The sequence below is a fragment of the Aromatoleum evansii genome (genome assembly GCF_012910805.1).
GTDB lineage: Bacteria > Pseudomonadota > Gammaproteobacteria > Burkholderiales > Rhodocyclaceae > Aromatoleum > Aromatoleum evansii.
Genome location: NZ_WTVK01000047.1, coordinates 1 through 25,980 on the forward strand (window position 1 = coordinate 1; position 25,980 = coordinate 25,980).

General features: G+C 65.3%; 25 protein-coding genes. 16 read left to right on the top strand and 9 right to left on the bottom strand.

Going from position 1 to position 25,980, the window contains the following annotated elements:
- On the top strand, positions 1 to 299 hold a 299-nt coding region (locus GO615_RS20400; protein ID WP_246262388.1), incomplete at its 5' end, for a sarcosine oxidase subunit gamma.
- A 5-nt stretch (positions 300 to 304) separates the two neighbouring features.
- On the top strand, positions 305 to 763 hold the full coding sequence (gene folB / locus GO615_RS20405) for a dihydroneopterin aldolase (RefSeq protein WP_169131460.1): 459 nt from the start codon (positions 305 to 307) through the stop codon (positions 761 to 763).
- Between the two features lie 613 nt (positions 764 to 1,376).
- Here folB and GO615_RS20410 read toward each other — a convergent pair.
- Positions 1,377 to 2,291: a LysR family transcriptional regulator gene (locus GO615_RS20410; protein WP_169131462.1), complete on the bottom strand. Its 915-nt coding sequence runs from the start codon at positions 2,289 to 2,291 to the stop codon at positions 1,377 to 1,379.
- Positions 2,292 to 2,573: 282 nt separating this feature from the next.
- Between GO615_RS20410 and GO615_RS20415 the strand changes: the two genes are divergently transcribed.
- The 4 genes from GO615_RS20415 to GO615_RS20430 all read left to right on the top strand — a co-directional run bounded on the left by GO615_RS20415 (position 2,574) and on the right by GO615_RS20430 (position 9,563).
- Positions 2,574 to 3,434 (top strand): alpha/beta hydrolase fold domain-containing protein, encoded by an 861-nt coding sequence (locus GO615_RS20415; RefSeq protein ID WP_169131464.1) that lies wholly within the window; start codon positions 2,574 to 2,576, stop codon positions 3,432 to 3,434.
- Positions 3,435 to 3,558: 124 nt separating this feature from the next.
- A complete protein-coding gene (locus GO615_RS20420) occupies positions 3,559 to 4,806 on the top strand; it encodes an efflux RND transporter periplasmic adaptor subunit (RefSeq protein WP_169131466.1) in 1,248 nt (415 codons plus the stop codon).
- A 25-nt stretch (positions 4,807 to 4,831) separates the two neighbouring features.
- Positions 4,832 to 8,074 carry an efflux RND transporter permease subunit gene (locus tag GO615_RS20425; protein ID WP_169131468.1) on the top strand — a complete coding sequence of 1,081 codons (3,243 nt, stop codon included), beginning with the start codon at positions 4,832 to 4,834 and terminating at the stop codon, positions 8,072 to 8,074.
- A 10-nt stretch (positions 8,075 to 8,084) separates the two neighbouring features.
- Entirely contained in the window at positions 8,085 to 9,563 is a 1,479-nt protein-coding gene (locus GO615_RS20430) for an efflux transporter outer membrane subunit (protein ID WP_169131471.1), read from the top strand.
- 169 nt (positions 9,564 to 9,732) lie between these two features.
- On the opposite strand, the gene GO615_RS20435 is transcribed toward GO615_RS20430, so the two are convergent.
- Positions 9,733 to 11,256: an alanine/glycine:cation symporter family protein gene (locus GO615_RS20435; protein WP_169131473.1), complete on the bottom strand. Its 1,524-nt coding sequence runs from the start codon at positions 11,254 to 11,256 to the stop codon at positions 9,733 to 9,735.
- Positions 11,257 to 11,526: 270 nt separating this feature from the next.
- On the opposite strand from GO615_RS20435, the gene GO615_RS20440 reads away from it, so the two are divergent.
- The 8 genes from GO615_RS20440 to GO615_RS20480 all read left to right on the top strand — a co-directional run bounded on the left by GO615_RS20440 (position 11,527) and on the right by GO615_RS20480 (position 17,211).
- The gene (locus GO615_RS20440) at positions 11,527 to 13,050 is read left to right on the top strand and encodes a sigma-54-dependent transcriptional regulator (protein WP_169131475.1); all 1,524 of its coding nucleotides are present in this window, start codon (positions 11,527 to 11,529) and stop codon (positions 13,048 to 13,050) included.
- A 58-nt stretch (positions 13,051 to 13,108) separates the two neighbouring features.
- Entirely contained in the window at positions 13,109 to 13,495 is a 387-nt protein-coding gene (locus GO615_RS20445; RefSeq protein WP_169131477.1) for a DUF488 domain-containing protein, read from the top strand.
- 360 nt (positions 13,496 to 13,855) lie between these two features.
- Entirely contained in the window at positions 13,856 to 14,125 is a 270-nt protein-coding gene (locus GO615_RS20450; protein ID WP_169131479.1) for a hypothetical protein, read from the top strand.
- A 162-nt stretch (positions 14,126 to 14,287) separates the two neighbouring features.
- A complete protein-coding gene (locus GO615_RS20455) occupies positions 14,288 to 14,551 on the top strand; it encodes a hypothetical protein (RefSeq protein ID WP_169131481.1) in 264 nt (87 codons plus the stop codon).
- A 90-nt stretch (positions 14,552 to 14,641) separates the two neighbouring features.
- Positions 14,642 to 15,172: a PDDEXK-like family protein gene (locus GO615_RS20460; RefSeq protein WP_169131483.1), complete on the top strand. Its 531-nt coding sequence runs from the start codon at positions 14,642 to 14,644 to the stop codon at positions 15,170 to 15,172.
- Positions 15,173 to 15,270: 98 nt separating this feature from the next.
- A complete protein-coding gene (locus GO615_RS20465) occupies positions 15,271 to 15,567 on the top strand; it encodes a hypothetical protein (RefSeq protein ID WP_169131485.1) in 297 nt (98 codons plus the stop codon).
- A gap of 34 nt (positions 15,568 to 15,601) precedes the next feature.
- The gene (locus tag GO615_RS20470; RefSeq protein ID WP_169131487.1) at positions 15,602 to 15,883 is read left to right on the top strand and encodes a hypothetical protein; all 282 of its coding nucleotides are present in this window, start codon (positions 15,602 to 15,604) and stop codon (positions 15,881 to 15,883) included.
- A gap of 608 nt (positions 15,884 to 16,491) precedes the next feature.
- Positions 16,492 to 17,211: a hypothetical protein gene (locus GO615_RS20480; RefSeq protein WP_169131489.1), complete on the top strand. Its 720-nt coding sequence runs from the start codon at positions 16,492 to 16,494 to the stop codon at positions 17,209 to 17,211.
- 221 nt (positions 17,212 to 17,432) lie between these two features.
- Here the strand turns inward: GO615_RS20480 and GO615_RS20485 are convergent, their stop codons facing one another.
- The 4 genes from GO615_RS20485 to GO615_RS20500 all read right to left on the bottom strand — a co-directional run bounded on the left by GO615_RS20485 (position 17,433) and on the right by GO615_RS20500 (position 20,562).
- Positions 17,433 to 18,197: an enoyl-CoA hydratase-related protein gene (locus GO615_RS20485; RefSeq protein ID WP_169131491.1), complete on the bottom strand. Its 765-nt coding sequence runs from the start codon at positions 18,195 to 18,197 to the stop codon at positions 17,433 to 17,435.
- Between the two features lie 37 nt (positions 18,198 to 18,234).
- On the bottom strand, positions 18,235 to 18,384 hold the full coding sequence (locus GO615_RS20490) for a helix-turn-helix domain-containing protein (RefSeq protein WP_169131493.1): 150 nt from the start codon (positions 18,382 to 18,384) through the stop codon (positions 18,235 to 18,237).
- Between the two features lie 256 nt (positions 18,385 to 18,640).
- Positions 18,641 to 19,756 (bottom strand): Gfo/Idh/MocA family protein, encoded by a 1,116-nt coding sequence (locus tag GO615_RS20495; RefSeq protein ID WP_169131495.1) that lies wholly within the window; start codon positions 19,754 to 19,756, stop codon positions 18,641 to 18,643.
- Positions 19,753 to 20,562, bottom strand: a complete 810-nt coding sequence (locus GO615_RS20500; protein WP_169131497.1) for a ThuA domain-containing protein — start codon at positions 20,560 to 20,562, stop codon at positions 19,753 to 19,755. Before GO615_RS20500 ends, GO615_RS20495 begins: the two co-directional genes overlap by 4 nt.
- Before the next feature lie 140 nt (positions 20,563 to 20,702).
- Here GO615_RS20500 and GO615_RS20505 point away from each other — a divergent pair, with 140 nt between their 5' ends.
- Positions 20,703 to 21,659 (top strand): helix-turn-helix transcriptional regulator, encoded by a 957-nt coding sequence (locus GO615_RS20505; RefSeq protein WP_211167258.1) that lies wholly within the window; start codon positions 20,703 to 20,705, stop codon positions 21,657 to 21,659.
- A gap of 29 nt (positions 21,660 to 21,688) precedes the next feature.
- Positions 21,689 to 22,375 carry a DUF6946 family protein gene (locus GO615_RS20510; protein WP_169131499.1) on the top strand — a complete coding sequence of 229 codons (687 nt, stop codon included), beginning with the start codon at positions 21,689 to 21,691 and terminating at the stop codon, positions 22,373 to 22,375.
- A gap of 56 nt (positions 22,376 to 22,431) precedes the next feature.
- On the opposite strand, the gene gloA2 is transcribed toward GO615_RS20510, so the two are convergent.
- Genes gloA2 through ppc form a run of 3 tightly spaced genes read right to left on the bottom strand, consistent with a single transcriptional unit; the run spans position 22,432 to position 25,926 of the window.
- Positions 22,432 to 22,836, bottom strand: a complete 405-nt coding sequence (gene gloA2, locus GO615_RS20515; RefSeq protein WP_169131501.1) for an SMU1112c/YaeR family gloxylase I-like metalloprotein — start codon at positions 22,834 to 22,836, stop codon at positions 22,432 to 22,434.
- A complete protein-coding gene (locus GO615_RS20520) occupies positions 22,833 to 23,111 on the bottom strand; it encodes a SemiSWEET transporter (protein ID WP_169131503.1) in 279 nt (92 codons plus the stop codon). Before GO615_RS20520 ends, gloA2 begins: the two co-directional genes overlap by 4 nt.
- A gap of 28 nt (positions 23,112 to 23,139) precedes the next feature.
- Complete coding sequence (gene ppc / locus GO615_RS20525) at positions 23,140 to 25,926, bottom strand: phosphoenolpyruvate carboxylase (protein ID WP_169131505.1); 2,787 nt, start codon at positions 25,924 to 25,926, stop codon at positions 23,140 to 23,142.
- Positions 25,927 to 25,980 lie beyond the last annotated feature (54 nt).

Below are 25,980 nucleotides of genomic sequence, written 5' to 3' on the forward strand. Positions count from 1 at the left end.
TGGAGCTGACCGGCCCCAAGGTGCGCGAGCTCTTGATGAAGTGCACGCCCTACGACGTGCATCCGCGCGCCTTCCCGGTGGGCAAGGGGGTGTCGAGCGTGTTTGCGAAGAGCTCGGCGGTGATCCGCCGCGTCGATGAGGAGCGTTGGGAACTGGTGATCCGCCGCAGCTTCGCGGATTACCTGTACAGCTGGATCCTCGATGCGGCCGAGGAGTTCGGGGTGTTTGTGGTGCCGGCGGAGGTGGCCCGTCCCGCCAGTCGCGGTGCTGAGCGCGAGCTCGCGGCGGAGGCGAGGTAAGGGCGATGAAGCTCGACCGCATCGAAGCGCCCGCGTCGGTGCGGGCCCTGCCGGGCCTGGCCGTTCCGGTCGGGCCTGCGACGGTCGCGGCGCCGTGCGAGGACACCATCTTCCTGCGCGGCGTCCGCGTCGAGGCCCTGATCGGGGTATACGAACACGAACGCCATGCACCGCAACCGCTCGTGATCGACCTCGAACTGGGTCTGCGGCACGCGCGTTGCTGCGCCAGCGACGACCTGCGCGACGCGGTCGATTATGGCCAGGTGCTCGCGGCTGTGCGCCGGCTCGCGCAGGTCAATCGCGCCGTGCTGCTCGAAGCCTTCGCGCAGAACGTCGCCGATGCGTTGTTCGCCGGTTTCGAGTTGTCGTCGGTCGCGATCAGCGTCAGCAAGCCGGCAATCTTCGATGCTGCCGACAGCGTCGGCGTGACGATCCGGCGGCGTCGCGCGGCAGCCGACGCCTGAGAACGCCGGCAAGGCGTATGGACGCGGCCTGAAGGCCGCGTCCTGCAACTATCTTCCGCACCTTTGTGGCGACCTCGAGCGCGCTCCTGCGGAGCTCGAATGCGAAGCCGTCGCGTGACAAAGGAATACCTTGATTGCATTTATATAACCATGAGATAGTCATGGTTATGCGGCGCTCCATGCCGCTGCCACGATGGTAAGCAATGTGGCGGTGGCGTTATTATTCACGCAGGGAAATAAAGTGGCCGCTTCTGGCGTATTTATTTCCATCCATGGTCGTCGGTACAGTGCGCCTGCAGTCAAGCCATTAAAGCATTCGCAGAAGATCGACTTCAAAGGAGGATGGCCATGGAGTTGTCGCTACACGCAGCAGCGCAGCCAACAGCAGGTTTCGGCGCGGCGGACACGCGAGCGGATATCGAGGCCAACGCGCGGCGCATCATCATGAAGACGCGCGCCAGCTTCGCGCACCCCGTTCAGGCGGGGCGTTGCGACGACGGGGATTGCACCCAATCCCGTGCGCCGCGTGCGCGTCGGCCGTTGCGGATGCGCTGACGCGGGCTCGCCTGCCCCCTGCTGCAGCCCTGTTCCCGAGGGGCGGCGCCGACGGAAGTCAGCGCCGCCCCTCGGTATTGAAGGACGCGAAAAGTTCGGCGACCCAGTCGACGAAGACCCGGATCTTCGCGCTCAGATGACGGTTCGGGGGATAGACGACGTAGATCGGGAAACCCGGTGAGGTCCAGTCCTCCAGTACCGGTACCAGTTCCCCCTCGATCAGTTGTCGATCGAGCATGAAGCGGGGCAGCTGCACGATCCCCAGTCCCGCGAGGGCTGCCGCGAGGTAGGCGTTGCTGTCGTTGACCGCTAGGGCGTACCGGCCCGGCAGCTCGATGCGCTCGCCCTTGCGTTCGAATTCGAAGGGCGAGATCCGGCCGGTGCCCGCCGAAAAATAGCCGACGACGTGGTGCGACCCGCCGAGTTCGGACGGGTGCCTGGGTATGCCGTGCTCGGCGAGGTAGGCGGGTGCGGCACACGTGACGTATTCGATCTGTGCGATGCGTCGCGCTACCAGCGATTCGTCGGCGAGGTTGCCGGCGCGCACCACGCAGTCGACGTTGTCCGCGATCAGGTTCACGAGGCGGTCGCCCGCGCCGAGGTCGATCTGGATATCCGTATAGCGGGCGTGGAAGCCATGCAGCGCGGGGATGATGATCCGGGTGGCGACCGCCGCGGGGACGTCCACGCGGACACGCCCCTTCGGCGAAGCCTGCGCGTTCGACAGGCTGGCGTCGATTTCCTCCAGTTCCGTCAGTAGCCGCGCCGTGCGCTCGTAGTAGGCCGCGCCGTCGGCGGTGACCGTGACGCGCCGCGTGGTGCGGTTGAGCAGTTTTACCCGCAGGTGCGTCTCCAGGCTCTGGATCAGCTTCGTCACGGTCGGCTTCGGCATGCCGAGGGAGTCGGCCGCCTTCGTGAAGGTGCCTGCTTCGACGACGCGCGCGAACACGCGCAGTGCCAGGAATTGGTCCATCCGCTTCTCCTTTGTAACCCGACAGCCAAATACCGTTCGGGCTGAGCCCTTCGACTATGCTCAGGACAGGCTTGTCGAAGCCCCGCCATTGCCCTTCGACAAGCTCAGGGCGAACGGATGTATCCAAGATTGGGCTAGGAGATGCGCAGCCGCGATTGCTGTGGCGCGATTATTCACGAAAGGAAATAAAGAAGCTACGAATCGATTATTTATTCATTGAAGTGCGGGAACTATCGTTCAGGCCATCAGCGCTGTCGGCGCCTACTGCAGGTCCCAACGACCATGTTCCGCTTTCTGCAATCCTGCTGCCTTGCCAACCCGAACCAGCTTCCGGCCACGGAAGACTGCAGCATCGACGTCGGCCTCCCGCGCCCGCTGGGCGTGCGTGTCTATGGGAAACGTCGTGCCGGGGCCACGCTGGTCGTGCATTTCCACGGCGGTGCCTTCGTTTCCGGTTCGCTCGACAGCGGCGCGACCGTCGCCCGTCTGCTGGCCGATGCGGGGGCGGTCGTGGTGTCGGTCGATTACCCGCTGGCACCGGCCGATCCGTTTCCGGCCGCGGTCGATGCCGCCTACGCCGCGCTGCAGTGGGCGTGGAGCAGGCGCGCCCGGCTCGCGGGGCAGGGGGCAGCGCTGTTTGTCGCCGGCGAGGAGGCGGGCGGCAATCTCGCCGCCGCCGCGGCACTGATGGCGCGCGATCGTCATGCGCCCCGGCTTGCCGGCCAGATCCTGCTCTCGCCGATGCTCGATCCCTGTCTCGGCACGGCATCGGTTCGCCGTAGCGATCAGGGGCCGGCCGCTTGCCCCCTGGCGAAGGGCTGGTGCGGATACCTGCGCGAGCCGGCCGCCGCCGAGCACCCCTATGCAACACCCGGTCGCGCGATGCGCCTGGCGGGTCTCGCCCCGGCGCTGCTGATCACCGCGGACGACGATCCGCTGCGCGACGAGACGCTTGCCTATGCGCGCAGGCTGGGGGAGGCCGGCGTGCCGGTATCCGAGTTCGTGCTACCGGCGCCCACCGGTTGGCCGATCGTCCTGCAGGAGCCTGCGAGCCCCGACAGGTCGTGGACGGAGGAAGTGGGCGCCCGCTTTGCGACCTTCCTCGCGAGGGCGGGCAGCCGGGAATCCGTCGATCTCGCTTGAACGATTTTCCCCGCGAAAAAAGGGGTTGACTCCGTACTTAACTACGGACTTTAGGATGCCTCGCGTTCCCCGACGCTGCGACCGCAGTTCAGAACACATCAACAAAGCAATAAAGGAGTTTGCCATGTCCCCAGAGAGCCAATCGAAGCACCGCCGGTTGTGGACCGCCGGCCTGGCCGTCACCGCCCTCACCGCCATTTCCGCAGGCGTCCTCGGCCTGCGCCCGGCACCGGTCGAGGCGAATCCGAGTGCGGGTGCTCCGGCCGCGACGCCGGTCTCCGTCGCAACCGTCGAGCAGCGCGAGGTCGCGATGTGGGACGAGTTCTCGGGCCGCCTGGAAGCGGTCGATCGCGTCGACATCCGCTCGCGCGTCGCCGGCACCGTGCAGGCAGTGCATTTCCGCGAAGGCGGGCTGGTGAAGGCGGGTGACCTGCTGGTCACGATCGACCCCGCGCCCTACGCGGCGGAGGTGGATCGCGCCGCGGCCCAGGTCGCGGCCGCGCAGGCGCGCGTCGCCTTCACGACGAGCGAACATGAACGTGCGCATCGCCTGTGGGAGCAGCGCGCGATCGCCGAGCGCGAGTTCGAGGAACGGGCCAATGCGCGTCGCGCCGCGGATGCCGATCTGCGCGCCGCGCAGGCCGCGCTGCAGTCGGCGCGCCTGAACCTCGGCTACACGCAGGTGAGGGCGCCGGTGTCGGGGCGCGTCGGACGGCTCGACGTCACCGTCGGCAACCTCGTCGCGGCCGGCCCCGCTGCGCCGGTGCTGACGACGCTGGTGTCCGTCAGCCCCATCTACGCGAGCTTCGATGCCGACGAGCAGGTCGTCGCGCGTGCGCTGCAGGGGTTGCGCGATGCCCACGGCAAGGCGGGGCGGATCGAAAGCATCCCGGTGCAGATGGCGACGACGATGAGTCCGGAGCGGACCTACGCGGGCCACCTGCAACTGGTCGACAACCAGGTCGATGCCCGCAGCGGGACCGTGCGCGTGCGCGCCGTGTTCGACAACGCCGATGAGAGCCTGATGGCCGGCCAGTTCGCGAAGCTGCGGATGGGGCGCCCGAAGGCTGCGCCGGCGGTGCTGATCGACGAGCGCGCGATCGGCACCGACCAGAGCCGCAGGTTCGTGCTGGTCGTCGATGCCGACAACAAGACGGAGTACCGCGAAGTCACGCTCGGCGGCACGGCCGACGGGCTGCGCATCGTCAGCGCGGGGTTGCAGGCTGGCGAGCGCATCGTCGTGAATGGCCTGCAGCGGGTGCGCCCCGGTTCGCTCGTCGCGCCGCAGTCGGTGGCGATGGACGGCCGCAAGCAGGTCCACAGCGACCGCAGCGCCCGCGCCGCGGATGCGGCCGGCTCGCCGCAGTCCTGATTCATCCGTAGTCCGGAGCACCATCATGAATCTTTCCCGCTTTTTCATCGACCGCCCGATCTTCGCCGGTGTGCTGTCGCTGCTGATGCTCGTCGCCGGCCTGCTCGCGCTGCGCGTGCTGCCGGTGTCCGAGTACCCCGAAGTCGTGCCGCCGTCGATCGTCGTGCGCGCGCAGTATCCCGGCGCCAACCCCAAGGTGATCGCCGAGACGGTCGCGACCCCGCTCGAAGAGTCCATCAACGGCGTCGAAGGCATGCTCTACATGGGCAGCCAGGCCACGACCGACGGCCTGATGACGCTGACCGTCACCTTCCGCCTCGGCACCGACCCCGACAAGGCGCAGCAGCTGGTGCAGAACCGCGTGTCGCAGGCCGAGCCGCGCCTGCCCGAGGAGGTGCGCCGGCTCGGTGTGACGACGGTCAAGAGCTCGCCCGACCTGACGATGGTCGTGCACCTGCTGTCGCCCAACGGCCGCTACGACATGACCTACCTGCGCAACTACGCGCTGCTCAACGTCAAGGACCGCCTCGCGCGCATCGACGGTGTCGGCCAGGTGCAGCTCTTCGGCTCGGGCGACTACTCGATGCGCATCTGGCTGGATCCGCAGAAGGTCGCCGCGCGCGGCCTCTCTGCGGGCGACGTCGTGCGCGCGATCCGCGAGCAGAACGTGCAGGCCGCGGCCGGCGTCATCGGTGCGTCGCCGGGCCTGCCGGGCGTCGACCTGCAACTGTCGGTGAACGCCCGCGGTCGCCTGCAGAGCGAGGAGGAGTTCGGCGACATCATCGTGCGCACGGGCGAGGATGGGGCCGTGACGCGCCTGCGCGATCTCGGTCGCATCGAGTTGGGGGCCGCCGACTATGCGCTGCGCTCGCTGCTCGACAACAAGGACGCCGTCGCGATTCCGGTATTCCAGGCGCCGGGCTCGAACGCGATCGAGATCTCCGACCGCGTGCGCGAGACGATGCAGCAGTTGAAGCAGCACATGCCGGAAGGCGTCGAGTACGAGATCGTCTACGACACCACCCAGTTCGTGCGCGCGTCGATCGAAGCGGTCGTGAAGACGCTGCTCGAAGCGGTCGCGCTCGTGGTGCTGGTCGTGATCCTGTTCCTGCAGACCTGGCGCGCGTCGATCATCCCGCTGCTTGCGGTGCCGGTGTCGATCGTCGGTACCTTCGCGGTGATGCACCTCTTCGGCTTCTCGATCAACGCGCTCTCGCTCTTCGGCCTGGTGCTCGCGATCGGCATCGTCGTGGATGACGCGATCGTCGTCGTCGAGAACGTCGAACGCAACATCGAGGCGGGTCTCACGCCGCGCGAGGCGACCTACCGCGCGATGCGCGAAGTCTCCGGCCCGATCATCGCGATCGCGCTGGTGCTGATCGCCGTGTTCGTCCCGCTCGCGTTCATCACCGGCCTCTCGGGCCAGTTTTACAAGCAGTTCGCGCTGACGATCGCGATGTCGACGGTGATCTCGGCGATCAACTCGCTGACGCTGTCGCCGGCGCTGTCCGCGCTGCTGCTGAAGGGGCACGACGCGCCCAAGGATGCGCTGACGCGCGGCATGGACAAGGTCTTCGGCCGCTTCTTCGCCGCCTTCAACCGGACCTTCCGCCGCGGCGCGGAAGCCTACGGCGGCGGGGTACGCGGCGCGATCGGGCGCAGGGCGGTGATGATGGCCGTCTATCTCGCGCTCATCGGCCTGACTGCGGGGCTTTTCAAGGCAGTGCCCGGCGGCTTCGTGCCCGCGCAGGACAAGCAGTACCTGATCGGCTTCGCGCAGCTGCCCGACGGCGCTACGCTCGACCGTACGGAGGAGGTCATCCGCCGCATGGGCGAGATCGCGCTGCAGCAGCCGGGCGTCGAGCACGCGGTGGCCTTCCCCGGCCTGTCGATCAACGGCTTCACCAACAGCTCGAACTCGGGGATCGTGTTCACGCCGTTGGAGCCCTTCGACCAGCGCAAGGGCGAGGCGCTGAGCGCCGGTGCGATCGCGATGGAGCTGAACCGGAAGTTCGCCGGCATCGAGGACGCCTTCGTCGTGATGTTCCCGCCGCCGCCGGTGCAGGGGCTGGGGACGACGGGCGGCTTCAAGCTGCAGCTCGAGGACCGTGCATCGCTCGGCTACGAGGCGCTCGACGCGGCGACCAAGGCCTTCCTCGCGAAGGCGTCGAAGGCGCCCGAGCTCGCGGGGCTATTCTCCAGCTACCAGGTGAACGTGCCGCAGCTCTTCGCCGACGTCGACCGCACCCGCGCGCGCCAGCTGGGCATCCCGGTGACCGAGGTGTTCGACACGATGCAGATCTACCTCGGCAGCCTGTACGTGAACGACTTCAACCGCTTCGGCCGGACCTACTCGGTGCGCGTGCAGGCCGACGCCCCGTTCCGCGCCCGTGCCGAGGACGTCGGGCTGCTGAAGGTGCGTTCGCAGACGGGCGAGATGGTGCCGCTGTCGTCGCTGATGAACATCCAGTCGAGCTTCGGCCCCGAACGCGCGATGCGCTACAACGGCTTTCTATCCGCCGACATCAGCGGCGCGCCCGCACCCGGCTACTCGTCGGGGCAGGCGAAGGCGGCGGTCGAGCGCATCGCGGCCGAGACGCTGCCGCCGGGCATCTCGTTCGAATGGACGGAGCTCACCTACCAGGAAATCCTCGCCGGCAACTCGGCGGCGTGGGTCTTCCCGCTCGCGATCCTGCTGGTGTTCCTGGTGCTCGCCGCCCAGTACGAAAGCCTGACGCTGCCGCTCGCGATCATCCTGATCGTGCCGATGGGGATCCTCGCGGCGATGACCGGGGTGTGGCTTTCGGGCGGGGACAACAACGTCTTCACGCAGATCGGGCTGATCGTGCTGGTCGGGCTGTCGGCGAAGAACGCGATCCTGATCGTCGAGTTCGCCCGCGAGCTGGAATTCGCCGGCCGCACGCCGATCCAGGCGGCGATCGAAGCCGCCCGGCTGCGCCTGCGCCCGATCCTGATGACCTCGCTGGCTTTCGTGATGGGCGTGCTGCCGCTGGTGCTCTCCACCGGCGCCGGCGCCGAGATGCGCAGCGCGATGGGGGTGGCGGTGTTCGCCGGGATGATCGGCGTGACGGCCTTCGGTCTCTTCCTGACGCCGGTGTTCTACGTGCTGCTGCGCCGCCTCGCGGGCAACCGCGCGCTGAAGCTGCACGGCGAGATCCCGCACCTCGAAGCCTTCGCCGCTTCGCCCGTCACCGGCGGCGCCGCAACCGCGCCGGGCCTGGCTGCGCCGCGTGCGCATCATGAATAAGGAGTTGAACATGACACTGCTGACTCATCTGCGCACTCAACCGCTGCGCACCGCGCTCGCACCGCTCCTCGCCGCCCTCGTGCTGGCTGGTTGCGCGACGGCGCCCGCGATCGACCCTGCCGCGCTGCCCAGCGCCCCCGCGGCCTTCAAGGAAGGCGACGGCCGCTGGACCCACGCCTTTCCGGCCCAGGTGCAGGCCGACGGCGCGTGGTGGAAGACCTTCTCCGATCCGGTCCTCGATGGGCTGGTCGAGCGCGCACTGGAGCGCAACAACAGCATCCAGATCGCCGCGGCAAGGCTGGCGCAGTCCCGCGCGCTGCTGCAGGCGGCGGACGCCCAGCGCGCGCCGCAGATCGGCATCGGCGCCGACGCGACGCGGCAGGGCGGGGTGATCACCCCGGCCGGCGGTGGCGCCGGCAACCTGCTGCGTGCCGGCGCGAACTTCTCGTGGGAGCTCGACCTCTTCGGCCGCCTCGCGCAGGCGAGCAAGGCCGCGTCGCTCGACGCCGGCAGTCGTGAAGCGCTGCTGCGCAACGCACGCCTCGTCGTGCAGGCGGACGTCGCGCGCAGCTATCTCGCGCTGCGCGCCCTCGACGCCGAACGCGCGCTGGTGCGCGAGACCGTCGGCGCCTACCGCGACACGCTGGCGCTCACCGAACGGCGCTTCGAAGCGGGGGATATCGCCGAACTGGACGTCGCGCGCGTGCGCACCGAACTGGCCGCGACCGAATCGGACGCGCTCGCCCTTGACCGCCGGCGTGCCGAAGTCGAACACGCGCTCGCGGTGCTGGTCGGCGACGCGGCGTCCGAGTTCGGCCTCGACGCCGGCGAGTGGAATACCGCGCTCCCGATGATCCCGGCCGGCGTCCCGAGCACGGTGCTCACGCGCCGGCCCGACATCGACGCCGCGCGGCAATCGATGCTCGCCACCCAGGCGCGCGTCGGCGTCGCGCAGGCGGCGTGGTTCCCGGACATCGCGCTGACCGGTTCGGGGGGCTTTGCGTCCACGGACCTGGGCGACCTCTTCAAGTGGTCGGCCCGTTCCTGGGGCATCGGCGCCTTGCTGTCGCTGCCGATCTTCGACGGCGGGCGACGCGACGCGGGTGTGCGCAGCGCCAATGCGGAGCTCGATGCCGCGCTTGCAGGCTACCGCGAACAGGTGCTCGTCGCCTTCAAGGAGGTCGAGGACCAGTTGTCGTCCCTGCGCCTCCTCGCCGAGCAGGGCGAGGCGCAGGGGCGCGCGGTCACCGCGGCGAGCCGCGCGACGGTGCTGTCGGACGCGCGCTATCGCAACGGACTCGTCAGCCAGCTCGAACTGCTCGACGCCCGCCGCAGCGAGCTGCGCAACCGGCGGGAGGCGCTGCAGGTGCGTTCGGCCCGCTATCAGGCGACCGTCGGACTGGTTCGCGCCCTCGGCGGTGGGTGGGAAACTGCCGATGCTCCGCCGCTGGCCGGGCGCCGTGCGATGGGTGGCAGCGTCGGGGGGTGAATTTCGGCCCGGCGCGGCGCTCAAGGGTACGTGGTAAAGGAGTGGCCAACGACCGAACCACGCGCCCGTGTGCTTTGCGGCGCTGTAGCAAAAAAATGGGGCCGCAGACTGCGGCCCCGGGAAAGTACCCGCTTTTGCGACGGGTTGAGAGAACGGGAGGGCGGGACGCTCAGTCGCGCGCCGCGGCGGGGCTCACTTCGAGACCCGCAGGCGCATGGACCTCGGGATGCGCGTGCGGCCGGCGCACATCGGCAACGTTGCCGGCGGGGCGTTTCCAGTGGTCCGCATTGCGGATGCCGAGCTTCTCCGGATCGAACACCGGATCCAGGCCCGCGGCCTTCTGCGTCTCGTAATCCTTCAGCGCGACCAGTGCCGGTTTCTGCAGGATCAGGATGGCGACGATGTTCAGCCACGCCATCAGGCCCACGCCCACGTCGCCGAGGTCCCATGCAGCGCCCGCGCCATTGACGCAGCCGTAGGTCACCGTCGCGATGATCCCCAGCTTGAGGACGAAGGACAGCCAGGGGCGATGCACCTTGCGGTTGATGTAGGCGATGTTGGTTTCGGCCATGTAGTAGTAGGCCACGATGGTCGTGAAGGCGAAGAAGAACAGCGCCAGCGCGACGAAGCTCGAACCGAAGCCCGGCATCACGGTTTCGACGGCGGCCTGCGTGTAAGCGGGACCGGTCTCGACGCCCGGCAGCCCATTCACGAGCATCGTGCCGTCCGGCGCCTTGACGTTGTACATGCCCGTCGACAGGAGCATGAAGGCGGTGGCCGAGCACACGAAGAGGGTGTCGACATACACGGAGAAGGCCTGCACGTAGCCCTGCTTGGCCGGGTGCGAAACTTCGGCCGCGGCCGCCGGGTGCGGGCCGGTGCCCTGGCCGGCTTCGTTCGAATACACGCCGCGCTTTACGCCCCATTGCACGGCCATGCCGAGCACCGCGCCGAAGCCGGCTTCGAGGCCGAAGGCGCTCTTGAAGATCAGCGCGATCATCGAGGGCAGCTGGTCGATGTTAAGGAAGACGATGACCACCGCGACCAGGATGTAGGCGAGCGCCATGAAGGGGACGACGATCTCGGCGAATTGCGCGATGCGCTTGACGCCGCCGAAGATGATGAAGCCCAGCAGGATGGAGATGCAGGCGGCGCTGACCGCGGTGTCGATGCCCCAGGCGTTGTTCAGGCCCGCGGCGATGCTGTTTGCCTGTACGCCGGGCAACAGCAGGCCGGTCGCGATCACCGTGGAGACGGCAAAGATCCACGCGTACCACTTCTGCCCCATCGCCTTCTCGATGTAGTAGGCCGGGCCGCCACGATACTGGCCTTTGTCATCCTTTTCCTTGTAGATCTGTCCCAGGGTCGATTCGACATAGGCGGTGGAGGCGCCGAGGAAGGCGACCATCCACATCCAGAACACCGCACCGGGGCCGCCGAAGGTGATCGCGGTGGCGACCCCCGCGATGTTGCCGGTGCCGACACGCCCGGAGAGCGACATCGTCAGGGCCTGGAAGGATGAAACCCCGGCGTCCGAGCTCTTGCTCTCGAACATCAGGCGGATCATTTCCTTGAAGCCCCGCACCTGCATGAAGCGGGTACGGATCGAGAAGTACAGGCCGACGCCCAGGCACAGATAGATCAGCGCCGGGCTCCAGATGTAGCCGTTAAGCGTGTTGATGATTTCAGTCATTGTTTTGGGTCTCCTCGCGAATGGATGCCGCCCGGCCGAAGCGCGAACGGCGCGCCCGCGCCCTTTAGCAAAGTCGATGCCAGCTATGGATAACGCTGCAGAATCATTGGCTTAAGCGAGCGCGTCGTGGTCTATGAACTACCCGTGTAACGATTGCGTTCCACAATGCTCGCAGCACAGCTTCCAAGAATTTCCTTATGTGTTGATTTACAACCCCTTGGATGCGATGTATTGTTTTCGTGACACTGTTTCGGATTCGTGACACCTCGCATGCGCATCGTCGTTTTCTTCGAAGACCGGGTCGGCATCGCCCAGGAACTTCTCGCCGTCCTGTCTAGCCGCGACGTGAATGTGACGGGCGTCGAAGTCGAGCCACCACACATCTACATCGAGGCGCCGGCCCTCGACGAGTCCGCGTTCGCGCGGCTTCGGCGTGTACAGGGGGTGCGCTCGGTCGAGGTCGTCGACATGCTCCCCGGTGTTCAGCGGCGGCTTTACCTGCAGGCCCTGCTGGCTTCGCAGGCCGACCCGGTTTTCGCGATCGACGCGATGGGAATGGTCGTCATCGCCAACGGCGCGGCGGTGACGGCGAGCGGGCGCACCGAGGCGACGGTCCTCGGGGTGTCCATGGGCGAGCTCCTGGGCGACGCCGACTTCGCGAAGCGCCTCGTCGTCGAGGGCTACCATCTGCCGGTGCGCGAGATCGAACTCAACGGCGAGTCCTTCATGCTCGAAACCCTCCCGCTGCACGAGAGCAGCGGCCGGGCCGCAGGCGCGGTGTTGACGCTGCACGCGCCGAGCCGCATGGGCGAACGACTGAGCGCCTTGCAGAACTATGGGGCCGGCGGCTTCGACACCATCGTCGGTACCTCTCCCGAGATCGAACAGCTCAAGCAGCGCGCCGCGCGCATGGCGCTGGTCGACGCGCCCCTGCTGATCACCGGCGAGACCGGCACAGGCAAGGAACTGCTCGCGCACGCCTGCCATGCCGGCAGCAACCGCAGCACCCAGCCCTTCTTCGCCCTCAACTGCGCAGCCCTGCCGGAGAGCCTCGCCGAGAGCGAACTGTTCGGTTACGCGCCGGGCGCTTTCACCGGCGCGTTGCGCGGCGGCAAGCCGGGCCTGCTTGAGCTCGCAGACGGTGGCACCGTGTTCCTCGACGAGGTGGGTGAGATGTCGCCCTACCTGCAGGCCAAACTGCTGCGCTTCCTCAACGACGGCAGCTTCCGCCGCGTCGGCGGCGATCGCGAACTGAAGGTCAACGTGCGCGTCATCAGCGCCACCCACCGGCCCCTCGAAGACATGGTCGCCGCCGGCCACTTCCGCCAGGATCTGCTCTTCCGCCTCAACGTCCTCAACCTCCACATGCCGGCGCTGCGCGAGCGCCCGGGCGACATCCTGCCGCTCGCGCAGCTTTTCCTCGCCCGTGCCTGCGCACAGGCCGCACGCCCCGCGATGCGGCTCGCCCAGGACGCCTGCGCTGCGCTGCTCGCCAACGCCTGGGCGGGCAATATCCGGCAACTGCAGAACGTCATCTTCCGTGCGGTGACCATGGCGGAGCGCACCATCATCACCGCCGACGACCTGGAGCTCGCGCAGTCCCACGGCTCGCCGGATACGTCGGTTGACGCCGGCGTGGACACCCTCGAATCTGCCGTCGCCGATTTCGAGCGCAGGCTGCTGCAACGCCTGTACCAGGAATTCCCCTCGACGCGCCGGCTCGCCAAGCGCCTGGGCACCTCGCACACCGCGATCGCCGCGCGCCTCAAGCGCTACGGCATCGGGCAGCCTTGAGCTGGATGGAATAACACCCGATCATTCGCGCCAACGTACTCGCCCCGCGGGAGGACTCATGACGATCAGCATCGTGCGGCTCGGCAGTCCGCGGGAAGAGGGCGAAGGCCTGCGTATCGGCACGGTGCGCAGGCCGCCGCGCGGCGTGAAGAAGGAAGACTACGCCCGCAAGGACATCTACGACGTCTGGTTCCCCAATCTCGCCCCGAGCGAGGCGCTGCTCAAGGAAGGGCAGGGCGCCACCGACGAGCGCGCGTGGAAGAGCTTCACTCGCAAGTTCCTCGCCGAACTCAAGGCGCCCGCCGCGAGCAAGGACCTCGACCTCCTCGCCGCGCTGTCGCATCACACCAATCTCTCCATCGGCTGCTACTGCGCCGACGAAGCGCGCTGTCATCGGTCGATCTTGCGGCAACTGCTCGTCGATCGTGGGGCGGATGTGCGGTAGGGCGCGGGCGGCACTACTCCATTCGTGGCAAGGTTCCTGGCGGCCTATTCCGCCAGCGTGTGTAGGCGCGGCAAGCAGCGGACTGTACCGGCACTCGCCTCCGTGCAGGTAGGCATTGACCCGCCCTTGTCGGGTGCTTCCACGATTGATTCTCTCGAAGAATCAGTTGGTTAGGTATGCGCCACGAGAATGTGATTTGAGTAGGTCATGTCGATATGGTAGAAATATATTTCCGGCGAATCTGCGACAGATCCGGTGGGGGCAACCGCGTGCAGATCACACACGCCGTCGGTGCTAGACCGATTCCGCATATTTCGATATTGGCCGATTCGGTCTACTAGAACTGTTGGGCAACTTGATATGGAAGCAGTAATAGCAATCGCGCTTCTTTTTCTTCCCGTGATCATCTACTTCACAAGATCACCAAGCAGGCCGAGCAATGCCGATGTCTTGAGTGCTCTATTGGGAATTTGGCTCGGCTTGACGACTCTCATTTACCTTGGAAATTTGTTCGCCCCGAAAATCGGCGGGTACTGGTTTGCCGGTTTGGGCTGGGTTGGCATGTTGGCTTACGCATGGATTGAGACTGGTGATAAAAAGGCAAAGAACGGAAAACGAAACGCAAGATAATCTCCTCACCGCTCTATGACGAAGGATTTAAGTCAAACTTCCCAATTATCTGCTCCAGCGGACCGTCAAAAAGCTGCGCTGTTTATCATCGGCTGAGCTTGCACATTGGGCGCTAACTGTTCTCCAATGCATGAGAGATGAACCAATCTAAGGAAATTCGCGATGCCAAGCGGACGTTATAAATTTTCACGTAGCAGCAGAAGCGTTGAAGGCTTCTTCAGCAAGAACACTTCAAGTACAGATGCGCTCAACGCCTTACTGGTGTGGTCGAGCAATAGATCGGAACGTATGTATGACGTCATCACTGACAACGATGCATTACTTTTTGCGAAGCTGTCTTGGAGCGAAGGTGATTCGAAGGCGGGTCCGGACTTGGATGACGCCTGCGCTAAATTCGGGGTGGAGCGGTCATATGAAGGGCCGTGAGGTTTCGCGCTGTGCCCAACAACTGCTTCCAGCGGACCGTCAAAATGCTGCGCATTTTGCCGTCCGCTGAAGCGTCACGTTAGGCGTCATATGACCGACACTTCGCACCTCGCTCATATTGCGGAAGACCTGATTACGCATCACTTGCAACGCTCGGGCCTTCTCGTCGCGAAACCAAAGAACGACCGACTAGGTACTGACCTCCTCGTCTTTGATCAGATTGCAGATGGAGTAAAGTTCTGTCGGGTCCAATGCAAAGGCCGAACAGTGTCAAAGCACGGCGCGAAAATCACGATTCCCGAGCACCACGTGACTGCGGGCTATCTACTTCTCGCCTATTTGGCTAAAGAATCCGATGCAGGTTGTCTCTACTTTTTCTTGCCGAGCACCGTTAACACTTGGCCCAAGAACAGGAAGGGGGAGTACACGCTCAACGTCGGTCAAAATTACGAGTTAACGCTTGAACCGTGGAAGTTCGGTCCAGATCATGTGCAACAGATCAAACACATTATTCAACAAGCCGAGATGGCCGGGGAATTTAAGTTTGTCGTGTTTGGAACCTCACATCTAACGCTCCCAATGCCCACGCTCGAAGCTTCAGCACACCAAACTTACAAATAATGCCTAACAACTGCTTGCAGCGGACCGTCAAGAAGCTCCGCTTCTTGCCGTCCGCTGAAGCCCAACGTTGGGCAACACTAATCGCATAGGAGACCAGTATGGCTTATCTCGTTTTCTGCACATTTGATCTGAAAAACGGTAGCAGTCAAGACTATCAAAACGCATACGCAGATCTGGAAAAGATTGGTCTAAGGAAAGTTCAAAAAGCAGATGGTGGAGGTGATGTCGTCATTCCAACCACCTCGGCAATGGGAACTTTCAATGGCAGTAGTGCAGCGTCTGTGCGCGACGATATTCGAAGTCGCGTTAGTACTGCATTCTCGGCACGGCGCTTCAAGTCAGAGATTTTCATAGTTGTCGGGGGTGACTGGGCTTGGGGTGCTGGAACAACCTAAACCTATCGACCAACGTAAGCATATTGGAGTGCATATGTCAGAGAAGCTATACCCCGATTACGGACACCCCGATGGTATTGGCGCCACACCTTGGTTCTCGCAGAGAAACGGCAAGTTGTATCCCGACTATGGCCACCCCGACGGAATTGGCGCGTCCCCTTGGTTTTCCATTCGTGGTAACAAGGTATATCCAGATTTTGGTCACCCCGAGGGGATAGGAGCCTCCCCTTGGTTCACGATCAAGAATGGAAAGCTCGTTCCCGACTTTGGTCATCCCGATGGAATTGGCGCGACCCCTTGGTTTGCAATTCGGTGACCTGTTGCCCAACCCATCATTCCACCGGACCTGCGCGAAAAGCCGCGCAGGCCGGTGAATTCAAACGTTAGGTGCATGTGGCAGTGATGGATATAGAATTAATCCAATGGGTTTACGTCGCTATCGTGGCTCCATTACTTGGCGCCCTTGGCGGATGATTCCGTTCTTGGTGGATTGAATGGCGCTCTGCAAAAAGGCGAAAGAAAAACATCATTACCCTACTTTCCGGGCTGCCACCTGAGTCTAAGGCCGTACTCATCGACTTTTACGAACAAGGAACCCACACACGTAGAACCGACCCGGGAGACCCCGCTGTTCGTGTTTTGGTTAGTTCTGGCTTTTTGCTCCCAGGCCCTGGTGGAGGCACGTATGATGCAATCGATAGTTACCTCACCATTAAGTCCAATATTTGGGAAGTGATGGATGATTGGGTTGTCATGGACGCTACATCCATCGCTATGGTTCGAGAAAAGTTTTTTGAAAAACCAGATCATGACTTCTCAAGTATTGAGCAAAGCACCTAACAAGCGCTTGCAGCCGACCGTCAAAAAGCTGCGCTTTTTGCCGTCGTCTGAAGTTTTACGTTAGACCCCCAAGCGGAGAACAATATGAAGCGCTACTCAGATATCGAAGAACTACTACACGAGGTCGCGCAAGGTATTGCGAAAATCGAAGACGCGTATGCAGACGCGTCGCGGGACGAGGATGTAAAGGCGGCCTCTCGTCCTCTTGTCAAATCATGCCTCGAACACCTTAGAAGCTGTCTGGAATACACGGCACAAGATATTTACGAAAGAAAAATTGGGGGTGACAAGAGCCCCTACTTCCCATACGGCGCCGATCTGAAAAAGTTCATGGGAAGCGTCTCTAATAACCTACCAGGCATCGACCGACTTGCCCCAAACATTTTCGAGCTTATTTCGGATATCCAGCCATTTCACTGTGGGGACGATTGGCTGACGTCGCTCTGTAAGCACACGAATTTCAATAAGCACAACAGCCTAAGCAAGCCTGTCCGAGTGAACTCACCGAAAAATGTCACGAAAGTTGGGCGGCTTGCATCGATCAGCGGCAACTCAACTATCATCATGAGAGATTGCTACGTTGACGGTGTTCCGGTGGGTCACGGAACTCCCTTAGTTCTCAGCGATCAGCGTCCCGTAAGAGAAATGAAGGCGGAACTCCCTGGATTCATCCCAGTGACCAGAGAATTTGACTGGGTCGAGTTTAGGTTTCCTGGCACGACTACGGACACCTTGCACCTGATCAAAAGGTCACACTCCCGCATCACCGATTTTGTTGCACTGTTGCGCAAGGAGCTTCCGTAGTGGCAACTTTGTCTGGGGCACTGGTTGGCACAACAGGCAAAGTAGCTTTGCGCTTTGCCTCTGGCGTAGTTTCAACGTTGAAGTGCAATAGCTCTCAGGACGCATGATAGATCTCCAGCGGCGTTTCATATCCGTGTCATTTTCTCGGCCGGATATTCAGCTCATGCTCAACTCTGCCTTCGCGGCAAGGTCAGCCTACCCCTGCGGCCGGCGGCGTGCGCCTAGCGATGGCGGAACGCCGGTGGGCGCTTGTCCAGGAAGGCCTGCAGGCCTTCGCGGAAGTCGTCCTCCAGGAAGCAGAGGTGGAAGCGCTCGCGTTCCGCGAGCAGGCCCTCGGCGAGTCCCGTCTGCGTGCTGCGCACGCTCTCCTTGATGCGGCATGCCACCGGGCTGGAGAACGCGGCGATCTTGCGGGTGAGGGCGAGCGCCGTCGACGCGAGGTCGGCGTCCGGCACGACGCGCGACACCAGTCCGGCGGCGAGTGCCTCCTGCGCATTCATCGCGCGGCCGGTGAGCAGAAGGTCCATCGCCACGTGCTTGCCGACGACGCGGGCGAGACGCTGCGTGCCGCCTGCCCCCGGCATCGCCGCGAGGGTGATCTCGGGGTGGCAGAAACGCGCCGATTCGGCGGCGATGACGATGTCGCACATCTCGATGAGTTCGCAGCCACCGCCGGCAGCGAGCCCATTCACGGCGACGACCACCGGCTTGCGCGCGTCGGCCAGGGTTTTCACGCAGCCGACGAAGGCCTCGGCGACCGCATCCTCGTGCGTCATCGCCGACATCTCGCGGATGTCCGCGCCGGCGCAGAAGTGCTTGAGGGCCGACGAAATGAGGATCACGCGCACTTCGGGCGAGGCCTCGAAGGCGGCCACGGCGGCATCGATTTCGTCGCAGAAGGCGCGGCTCAGGGCATTCAGCGCTTCGGCACGCCCGAGCACGATCTGGCCGACGCCGTCGCCTATCGTAAGCTGCAGATTTGCCATCGTTCCTTTCTCCTCATAAGCCTCGGGGGGGCAGTAATCACATGCGCTGCTCGAAGCGTTCGAGCGCGGCAACCGCAAGTCGCTTGATCTGCAGGCTGATAGCCGACTGCGTGCGGCCGAGTTGTGCGGCCGCGATCGAGAAGCTCCCGCTGTCGACAATGGCCAAGAGGGCGCGCAAGAGGCCCATGTCGAGATTGCGCGATCCTGACCGAATCGGTCTGCAAAATGTTCGAGATTAATGTGGATCTTTTATATAGCAGTTTCCAGAATTTCGGAGCTTTCGATAAGTCCGCGCTCGTTTCTGCCTCCCCCGAATTCCTGTCGTACCTTTTCCATTCTCCAATGGTTGCCGCCGCGCATTGAGTGCGCAGCGGCCGGGATTGTCGGGGAACGGGGAACGCGCGAGCTTGCACCGAGGGGGCGATCAACCCCCTCGATGATGCTCATGCGGCCTGGGCGATGGGCTGTGGGGCGATTGGGACGGGAGCGCCGATACGTGCGCTCTCGTAGATCGCATCCAGGATCTCCATCACGATCAGGCCTTCTTCGCCCGGTGCGGGGTGCGGACGGTCGCCGAGGATGGCGTCGGCGTAGTCGTGCATCGCCGAGCGGGCCTGGTTGGAGGTGGGATTGACGCGCATGTCGAACTGCCCTCCGTCGCGCTCCATGAAGATGTGGGCGTCGAAGGTGTAGCCCTCGTTCAGGTTGTGCTGCAGCAGTCCTGCGCGGGTGCCGAGCAGGCGCGTTTCCATCAGTTCGGCCTCGCGGATGTTGGCCGCCCACGAGGCTTCGAGCGCGAGGGTGGCGCCGTTGTCGAAGCGGATCAGGGCGGCGGCGAGATCCTCGACGTCGAAGGTCTTGCCCGACTGTTCGGCAAGCGGGCGGGCGATGTGATCGTAGGCGCTGCCCATGACCCACACCGGTTTCGGATAGCCCATCAGCCACAGCGCGAGGTCGAGGCGATGCACGCCGAGGTCGATCAGCGGGCCGCCGCCCGCGAGGGCCTTGGTGCCGAACCAGCCGCCGAAACCGGGCATGCCGCGGCGGCGATGCCAGGTCGAGCGGCCGAAATAGAAGTCGCCGAAAAGGCCGGCATCGACCTGCGCCTTCAGCGCGCGCGACTGGGCGCTGAAGCGGTAGGAGAAGTTGATCATCAGGCGCTTGCCGCTGCGTCGTGCGGCGGCCAGCATGGCGCGCCCCTCTTCGGCATTCATCGCCATCGGCTTTTCGCACAGCACGTGGCAACCGGCGGCGAAGGCGGCGAGGGTGATTGCCTGGTGGTACTTGTTGGGGGTGCAGACGCTGACGACGTCGAGCTTCTCGGCGGCGAGCATGGCCTCGGCGCTGTCGTAGCGGGCGCCGATGGCGAAGGCGTCGCCGACCTGGGCGAGCCGTTCGCCGTCGGGGTCCGCAATCGCGACGACGTCAACCTGGGGGTGTTCGCGCCACCCTTCGATGTGCAGGCGGCCGATGCCGAGTCCGACCACGCCGACGCGCAGGCGGCGGGAATCGGCGCGTGGGGTGGCTTCCTTCACCTCGACCTTGTACGAGTCCTTCATTCGATGTCTCCCTTGTTTTGCTGGATGCCGACCTTGGAGAAGCTGATCTGCTTGGGGCTCAGTCTTTCCAGCGGTGCCGCCATCGGGCAGCGGTCGACGATGTTCACGCGCGGTGCGGCCCACTGGACGGCGTTGGCGAGCACGCGCTGGACATTGGCGTCGTAATAGGTGGGGTAGGCCTCGTGGCCGGGGCGGAAGTAGAAGATGCGCCCGTGGCCGCGCTCCCAGGTGCAGCCGGAGCGGAACACCTCGCCGCCCTCGAACCAGGAGATGAACACGGTGCTGTCCGGCTGCGGGATGTCGAAGCGTTCGCCGTACATCTCCTCGTTGGGCAGTTCGAAGTACTCGCCGAGGCCGGCGGCGATAGGGTGCGAGGGTTCGACGACCCACACGCGTTCCTTCTCGTCGGCCTCCCGCCACTTGAGCGAGCAGTTGGTGCCGAGGAGGCGGCGGAAGATCTTCGCGAAGTGGCCGGAGTGCAGGACGATCAGGCCCATGCCTTCCAGCACGCGACGCTGGACGCGCTCGACGACGGCGTCGGAGACCTGGTCGTGCGCCTTGTGCCCCCACCACAGCAGCACGTCGCAGTCGGCGAGGCGCGCTTCGCTGAGACCGTGTTCGGACTGGTCGAGCGTGGCGGTGCCGATCTCGAGGGGCAGGGCGCCGGGCTGAAGGGCTGGCGTTTCACGCAATGCGCTGGCGATGGCGTGGTGGATGCCGTCGGGGTAGATCGCGCGAATCGCGTCATTTTCGCGTTCATGCTGGAACTCGTTCCAGACGATCACAGAAATCTTTGTCTTTGACACGTGAGTGCTCCAAGATGTGGTTTGCCCGCTCTGTTGCGGGGGAGGCCTTGATGTCCTGCAGGTTGGTGCGCTAGCAGGGAAATCTTAGCGAGCGGGGATGGGCCGTCTCAACGAAAATCAGTGCGACAAAGCTGCAAAGAATGAAAGAAATCTTTGATCCGCAGGCGGCTGATCCGACGACGCTTTCCGAAGGCCTGCGGCGGGATGGGCTGGAGACCCGACTGGCGGGGGAACTGCGTGCGAGCCTAGGTGAGGCGCTTGCGCGGATCGGCGCCGGGCGCATGCCCCTGCAATTGCCCGGGCTGCCGCCGGAGATCGTGACGCGCGGTGAAGGGCACTTCCATGTGGCGCCCGAGCTGTTCGTGCAGCTCTCGGGCTGGACGGAGTTTCGCTTTCCGCATGCGGAGTGTCGGCTCGGTCCGGGCGAGGCGCTGCTCATGCCACCGCAGCTCCTTCACGCCGAGCGCGTGGGCGGCGCGGAAGGCGAGGCGTTTCGCAATATCGTGATCTATGCGGCAGGCGACTCGCTGACCTGCCATTTCGCGCACGAGGCGGCCCCCGGCGTGCCCGGCATCCTGCATCTGGAAGCGCGCCGGCACGCGCAGGCTGCCCGGGTGCGGGAGTGGATGAGCGACGCCGCGCGAATCGTCACCTCGGGCGAGGACGAATGGGGCCGTGCGCAGCGCTGCGGTCTGGTGGTCGCCGCCATCGGGGGAGTGCTCAGGGCGCTGGACGACACGTCGGCGGACCCGCGCGCCGAGCCGCCGCTGGTGGCGCGGGTGCGGCTGCTCGTGCAGAACCAGCTGGGCGATCACGCACTGAGCGTGCGGCGGCTGGCGCAGCAGTCGGGATGCACCGCGGACTATCTTTCGCATGTGTTCAGCCGGGCGACCGGCGAGCATCTGATTGCCTACATCACCCGCCAGCGCGTGGAGCGGGCCGCGCACCTGCTTCGCCATACGGAACTGGCGGGCAAGGAGGTCGCCTGGGCTTGTGGGTTCGCGACCCCGAGTTATTTCATCCGCAACTTCCGCGCGCAGTTCGGGGTGACGCCGAAGGCGTGGCGGGCGAGCGTGGGTGAGCGGGCCCTCGTCTAAATGCATTAACGAAAAAGGAAAGGAAGACCATGAACCGCATCTACGTCCCGACCCGTGGCCCCGAGGACTGGCGCGCCCTTCTGGCGGACCCGGACAAGCACTGGGTGTCCGGCTATTCCGCGAAAACGCTCGCGTACGCATGGGAGACCCAGAGTGGTTATCCGATCGAGATCGCGCGCGTTCTCAACCAACATCCCGCTCTTGAGGACGCGGAACCGCTGCTGATCTTTCCCGAATGGAAGGTTCCGCTACCCGGCGGTGCACGTCCGTCGCAAAATGACATCTGGACCTTGGCGAAGGGGGGCAGCGGTCTCATCTCCATCGCCGTGGAGGGGAAGGTCGAGGAGCCCTTCGACAAGACGGTCGGTGAATGGCGCGCGGATGCCTCCCCCGGCAAGACGCTACGCCTGAAATACCTGGCCGAGACCCTCGGGCTGGACGGTAACATTCCCGATGGCATTCGTTACCAGTTACTCCACCGGACTGCCTCCGCGCTGATCGAAGCCAGGCGTTTCTGCGCCCGCGACGCGGTGATGCTGGTGCACTCGTTCAGCGACCAGCACCAATGGTTCCAGGACTTCGCCGATTTTGTCGCTCTCTTCGGCACCGGCGTGGAGGCGGAAGTGAACCGACTCGTTTCCGCGGCGCCGATCGACGGAATCTCTCTGCATCTCGGTTGGGTGCATGGTGAACGGCGCACAACCGCAACGCCATGATTCGTTCCGCCCGGATAGGGGCTTTGCGTGGTGACATCGCCTTGTGGTGGTGGTGATTACCGCGCCGCGTTTTCGTAGAGTTCCAGCGGCAGCCCGTCGGGATCGGCGAAGAAAGTGAAGCGGCGGCCGGTGAGTTCGTCGAGGCGGATCGGTTCGACCGCGACACCGCGGGTTTCGAGCGCGCGCACGGCGGCGTCGAGGTCGGTGACGGCGAAGGCGAGGTGGCGCAGGCCGCAGGCTTCGGGGCGGGTGGGGCGTGGCGGCGGATCGAGGAAGGAGAACAGTTCGAGCTGCGTGCCGTCGGGCAGGGCGAGGTCGAGCTTCCAGGAGTCGCGTGCGGCGCGCCAGGTCTCGGCGATCACGCGCAGGCCGAGCACTTCGGTGTAGAAGCGCTTCGAGCGCGCGTAGTCGCTGCAGATGATGGCGACGTGGTGCAGGCCGGCCAGCTCGACTCCCTTCATGGCCGCCGGTTCCGCCGCTCGCGGTCGTAGCGGAGCTTCATGAACAGGATGCTCAGGGCGAAGAACAGCGTGACGACGTTTGCGAGCGTCACTGGCCACGAGCCGACCAGCACGCCGTAGGCGAGCCACAGCGCGACGCCGGTGGAGAACACCGCGTACATGCCGAGCGAGATCGCGCGGGCGTCGCGCGTGCGCCAGATGTGCAGCGCCTGCGGCACGAAGGAGGCGGTCGTGAGGAGGGCGGCGAGGTAGCCGATGGCTTCGGTGGCGGTCATGGCCGGGGGTGTCGGTGAAAGGTCGGCATTATCCGCTGTTGCGCAGGCCGGCCGCGATGCCGTTGATCGACAGGTGGATGCCGCGGCGGATGCGTTCGTCGTCGGCGCCTTCGCGGTGGCGGCGCAGCAGCTCGACCTGCACGTGGTTGAGCGGGTCGAGGTAGGGGAAGCGGTTGCGGATCGAGCGCTTCAGCAGCGGGTTGGCGTCCAGCAGCTCGTTCTGCCCGGTGATCTTCAGCAGCGCGGCGACGGTGGCCTCGTGCTCGGCGCGGATGCGCGGGAAGATCGCGTCGCGCACGGCCGCATCACGCACCAGGCCGGCGTAGCGGCTGGCGATGGCGATGTCGCTCTTGGCGAGCACCATGTCCATGTTGGAGAGGAGCGTCGTGAAGAATGGCCATTCGCGGTGCATCGCCTGCAGGCGCTCGAGGCCGGTGGGGCCGTGGCGGTCGAGGTAGTCGGTGACGGCGGCGCCGAAGCCGAACCAGCCGGGCAGCATCAGGCGGCACTGCGACCAGCTGAACACCCAGGGGATCGCGCGCAGGTCCTCGATCGCGAAGCTCTTCTTGCGGGCGGCGGGACGCGAGCCGATGTTGAGCTGGGCGATCTCGTCGACGATGGTCGATTCGCGGAAGTAGGTCTCGAAGCCGTCGGTCTCGTAGACCAGGCCACGGTAGGCGCGAAAGGCCGAGTCGGAGAGTTCGTCCATGGCTTCCAGGAACTCCGCGCGCGGGGCGGGTTCCTTGCCGGCGAGCAGCGTGGCTTCGAGGGTCGCGGCGACCAGCACTTCGAGGTTGCGGCGGCCGACTTCAGGGTTGCCGTACTTTGCGCCGATCACCTCGCCCTGTTCGGTGAGGCGGATCTGGCCCTGCACCGCGCCGCCGGGTTGCGCGAGGATGGCCTGGTAGCTCGGCCCGCCGCCGCGCCCGACCGAGCCGCCGCGGCCGTGGAAGAGGCGCAGGCGCACGTCGTGGCGGCGGAAGACTTCGACTAGCGCGATCTCGGCCTTGTACAGCTCCCAGCCCGAGGTGAGGAAGCCGCCGTCCTTGTTGGAGTCGGAGTAGCCGAGCATGACTTCCTGCGTCCGGTCGCGCGAGGGGAGGAGGCGCTTCCAGGTCGGTAGCGAGAGCAGGCGGTCCATCACCGGGCCGCTCGCCTGCAGGTCGGCGATGGTCTCGAAGAGCGGGATTACGTTCACGGCGAGCGTGTCGCTGCGCGGATCGAGTAGCCCGGCTTCCTTGAGCAGCACGGCGAGTTCGAGGAGGTCCGAGACGCCGTCGGTCTTGGAGATGATCGCGTTGGGCACGGACGCCGGACCGTAGCGGCGATGGGCCTCGCGCGCCATGCGGAAGATTGCGAGTTCCGAGGCGGTTTCGTCGGAATAGGCATAGTGCGGCGAGTGCAGCGGCCGTGCGCTCGAAAGCTCCGCGACCAGCAGCGCGATGCGTTGTTCCTCGGTGAGCTTGCCGTAGCGGGTGCCGGGCTGGGCCACTTCGAGCAGTTCGGCGACGACGCGCTCGTGCACCTCGGAGTTCTGGCGCAGGTCGATCGGCGCGAGGTGGAAGCCGAACACGGAGACCGCGCGGCGGATGCGGCGCAGGCGGCCGTGGGCGAGCTCGGCCGAGCCGTTCGCAAGCAGCGAGTGATGAACGATGTCGAGGTCGGCGGCGAGGGCTTGCGGGTCGGTGTAAGGGGGGGCCGCGTCGGGCGCGTTGGGGCGTGCCGCCGCCGGTGCGGCGGGGCCGCCGAGCAGCGCATGCCGGGTCGCCGCGAGGCGGGCGCGGATGCCTGTAACGGCGCGCCGGTAGGGTTCGTCGCTGCGGTGCGGCGAGCGGTCGGGCGAGGCGTCGGCGAGCGCCAGCAGTTCGTCCGAGGCCGGCGCCAGCAGTGAGGCGAGGGAGAGCTGCGAGGCGAGGATCTCCAGCTCGTCGAGGTAGTGATCGAGCACGCGCTCGCACTGCATCGCCAGCGCCTGTTCGAGCATGTCGGCGGTGACGAAGGGGTTGCCGTCGCGATCGCCGCCGATCCAGCTGCCGACCTGCAGGAAGGCGGGCAGGTCGTCCGCCGCAAGGCTTTCGTCGCGCTCGGCCAGCGCGTCCTCGATGTTCGCGTAGAGGCGCGGCACTTCGCGCAGGAAGGTGGTGTCGTGGTAGCCGAGACCGTTGTTTACCTCGTCGACGACCGAGAGCTTGGCCGGGCGCAGCATGCGCGTCTGCCACAGCGTCAGCACGCCGCGGCGCAGCGCGTCGCCGTTCTCGCGGCGCTCTTCGGGCGTGAGCGTCATGCGGTCGCGCTGGTCGAGCAGGCGCGCGATCGCGGTCTGGCAGTTGAGGATGCTCTTCCTCTGGACTTCGGTGGGGTGCGCGGTGAGGACCGGCACGATCTGCGCGCTGGCGAAGAAGTCGGACAGGGCGGTGGCGTCGAGGCCGGCGTCGAGGGCGCGGTTCATCGCCAGCGCGAGGCTGCCTTCGCGCGGCGCGGAGCCCGCGATCAGGTGCGCGCGCGAGCGGCGGATGTGGTGCTGGTCCTCGGCGAGGTTCGCGAGGTGCGAGAAGTAGCTGAAGGCGCGCACGACGTGCAGGGTGTCCTCGCGCGAGAGGCGGTCGAGCGCGGCCTCCAGCTCGTCGCGTGCGCCGTGATCAGCGTCGCGGCGGAAGCGGATCGAGTCGCGGCGGATGCGTTCGATGAGCTCGAATACGGCTTCGCCTTCGCGGGCCCGCACGGTGTCGCCGAGGAGGCGGCCCAGCAGGCGGATGTCTTCGCGCAGGGCCTGGTCCTTGTCGGCGGTCGGATCAGCGGGGAGGGCAGCGTTCACGGCAAGGCTCCGGAAAGCGAACGGCCCGCCGTGCGGCGCGGCCGAGGGGGAATA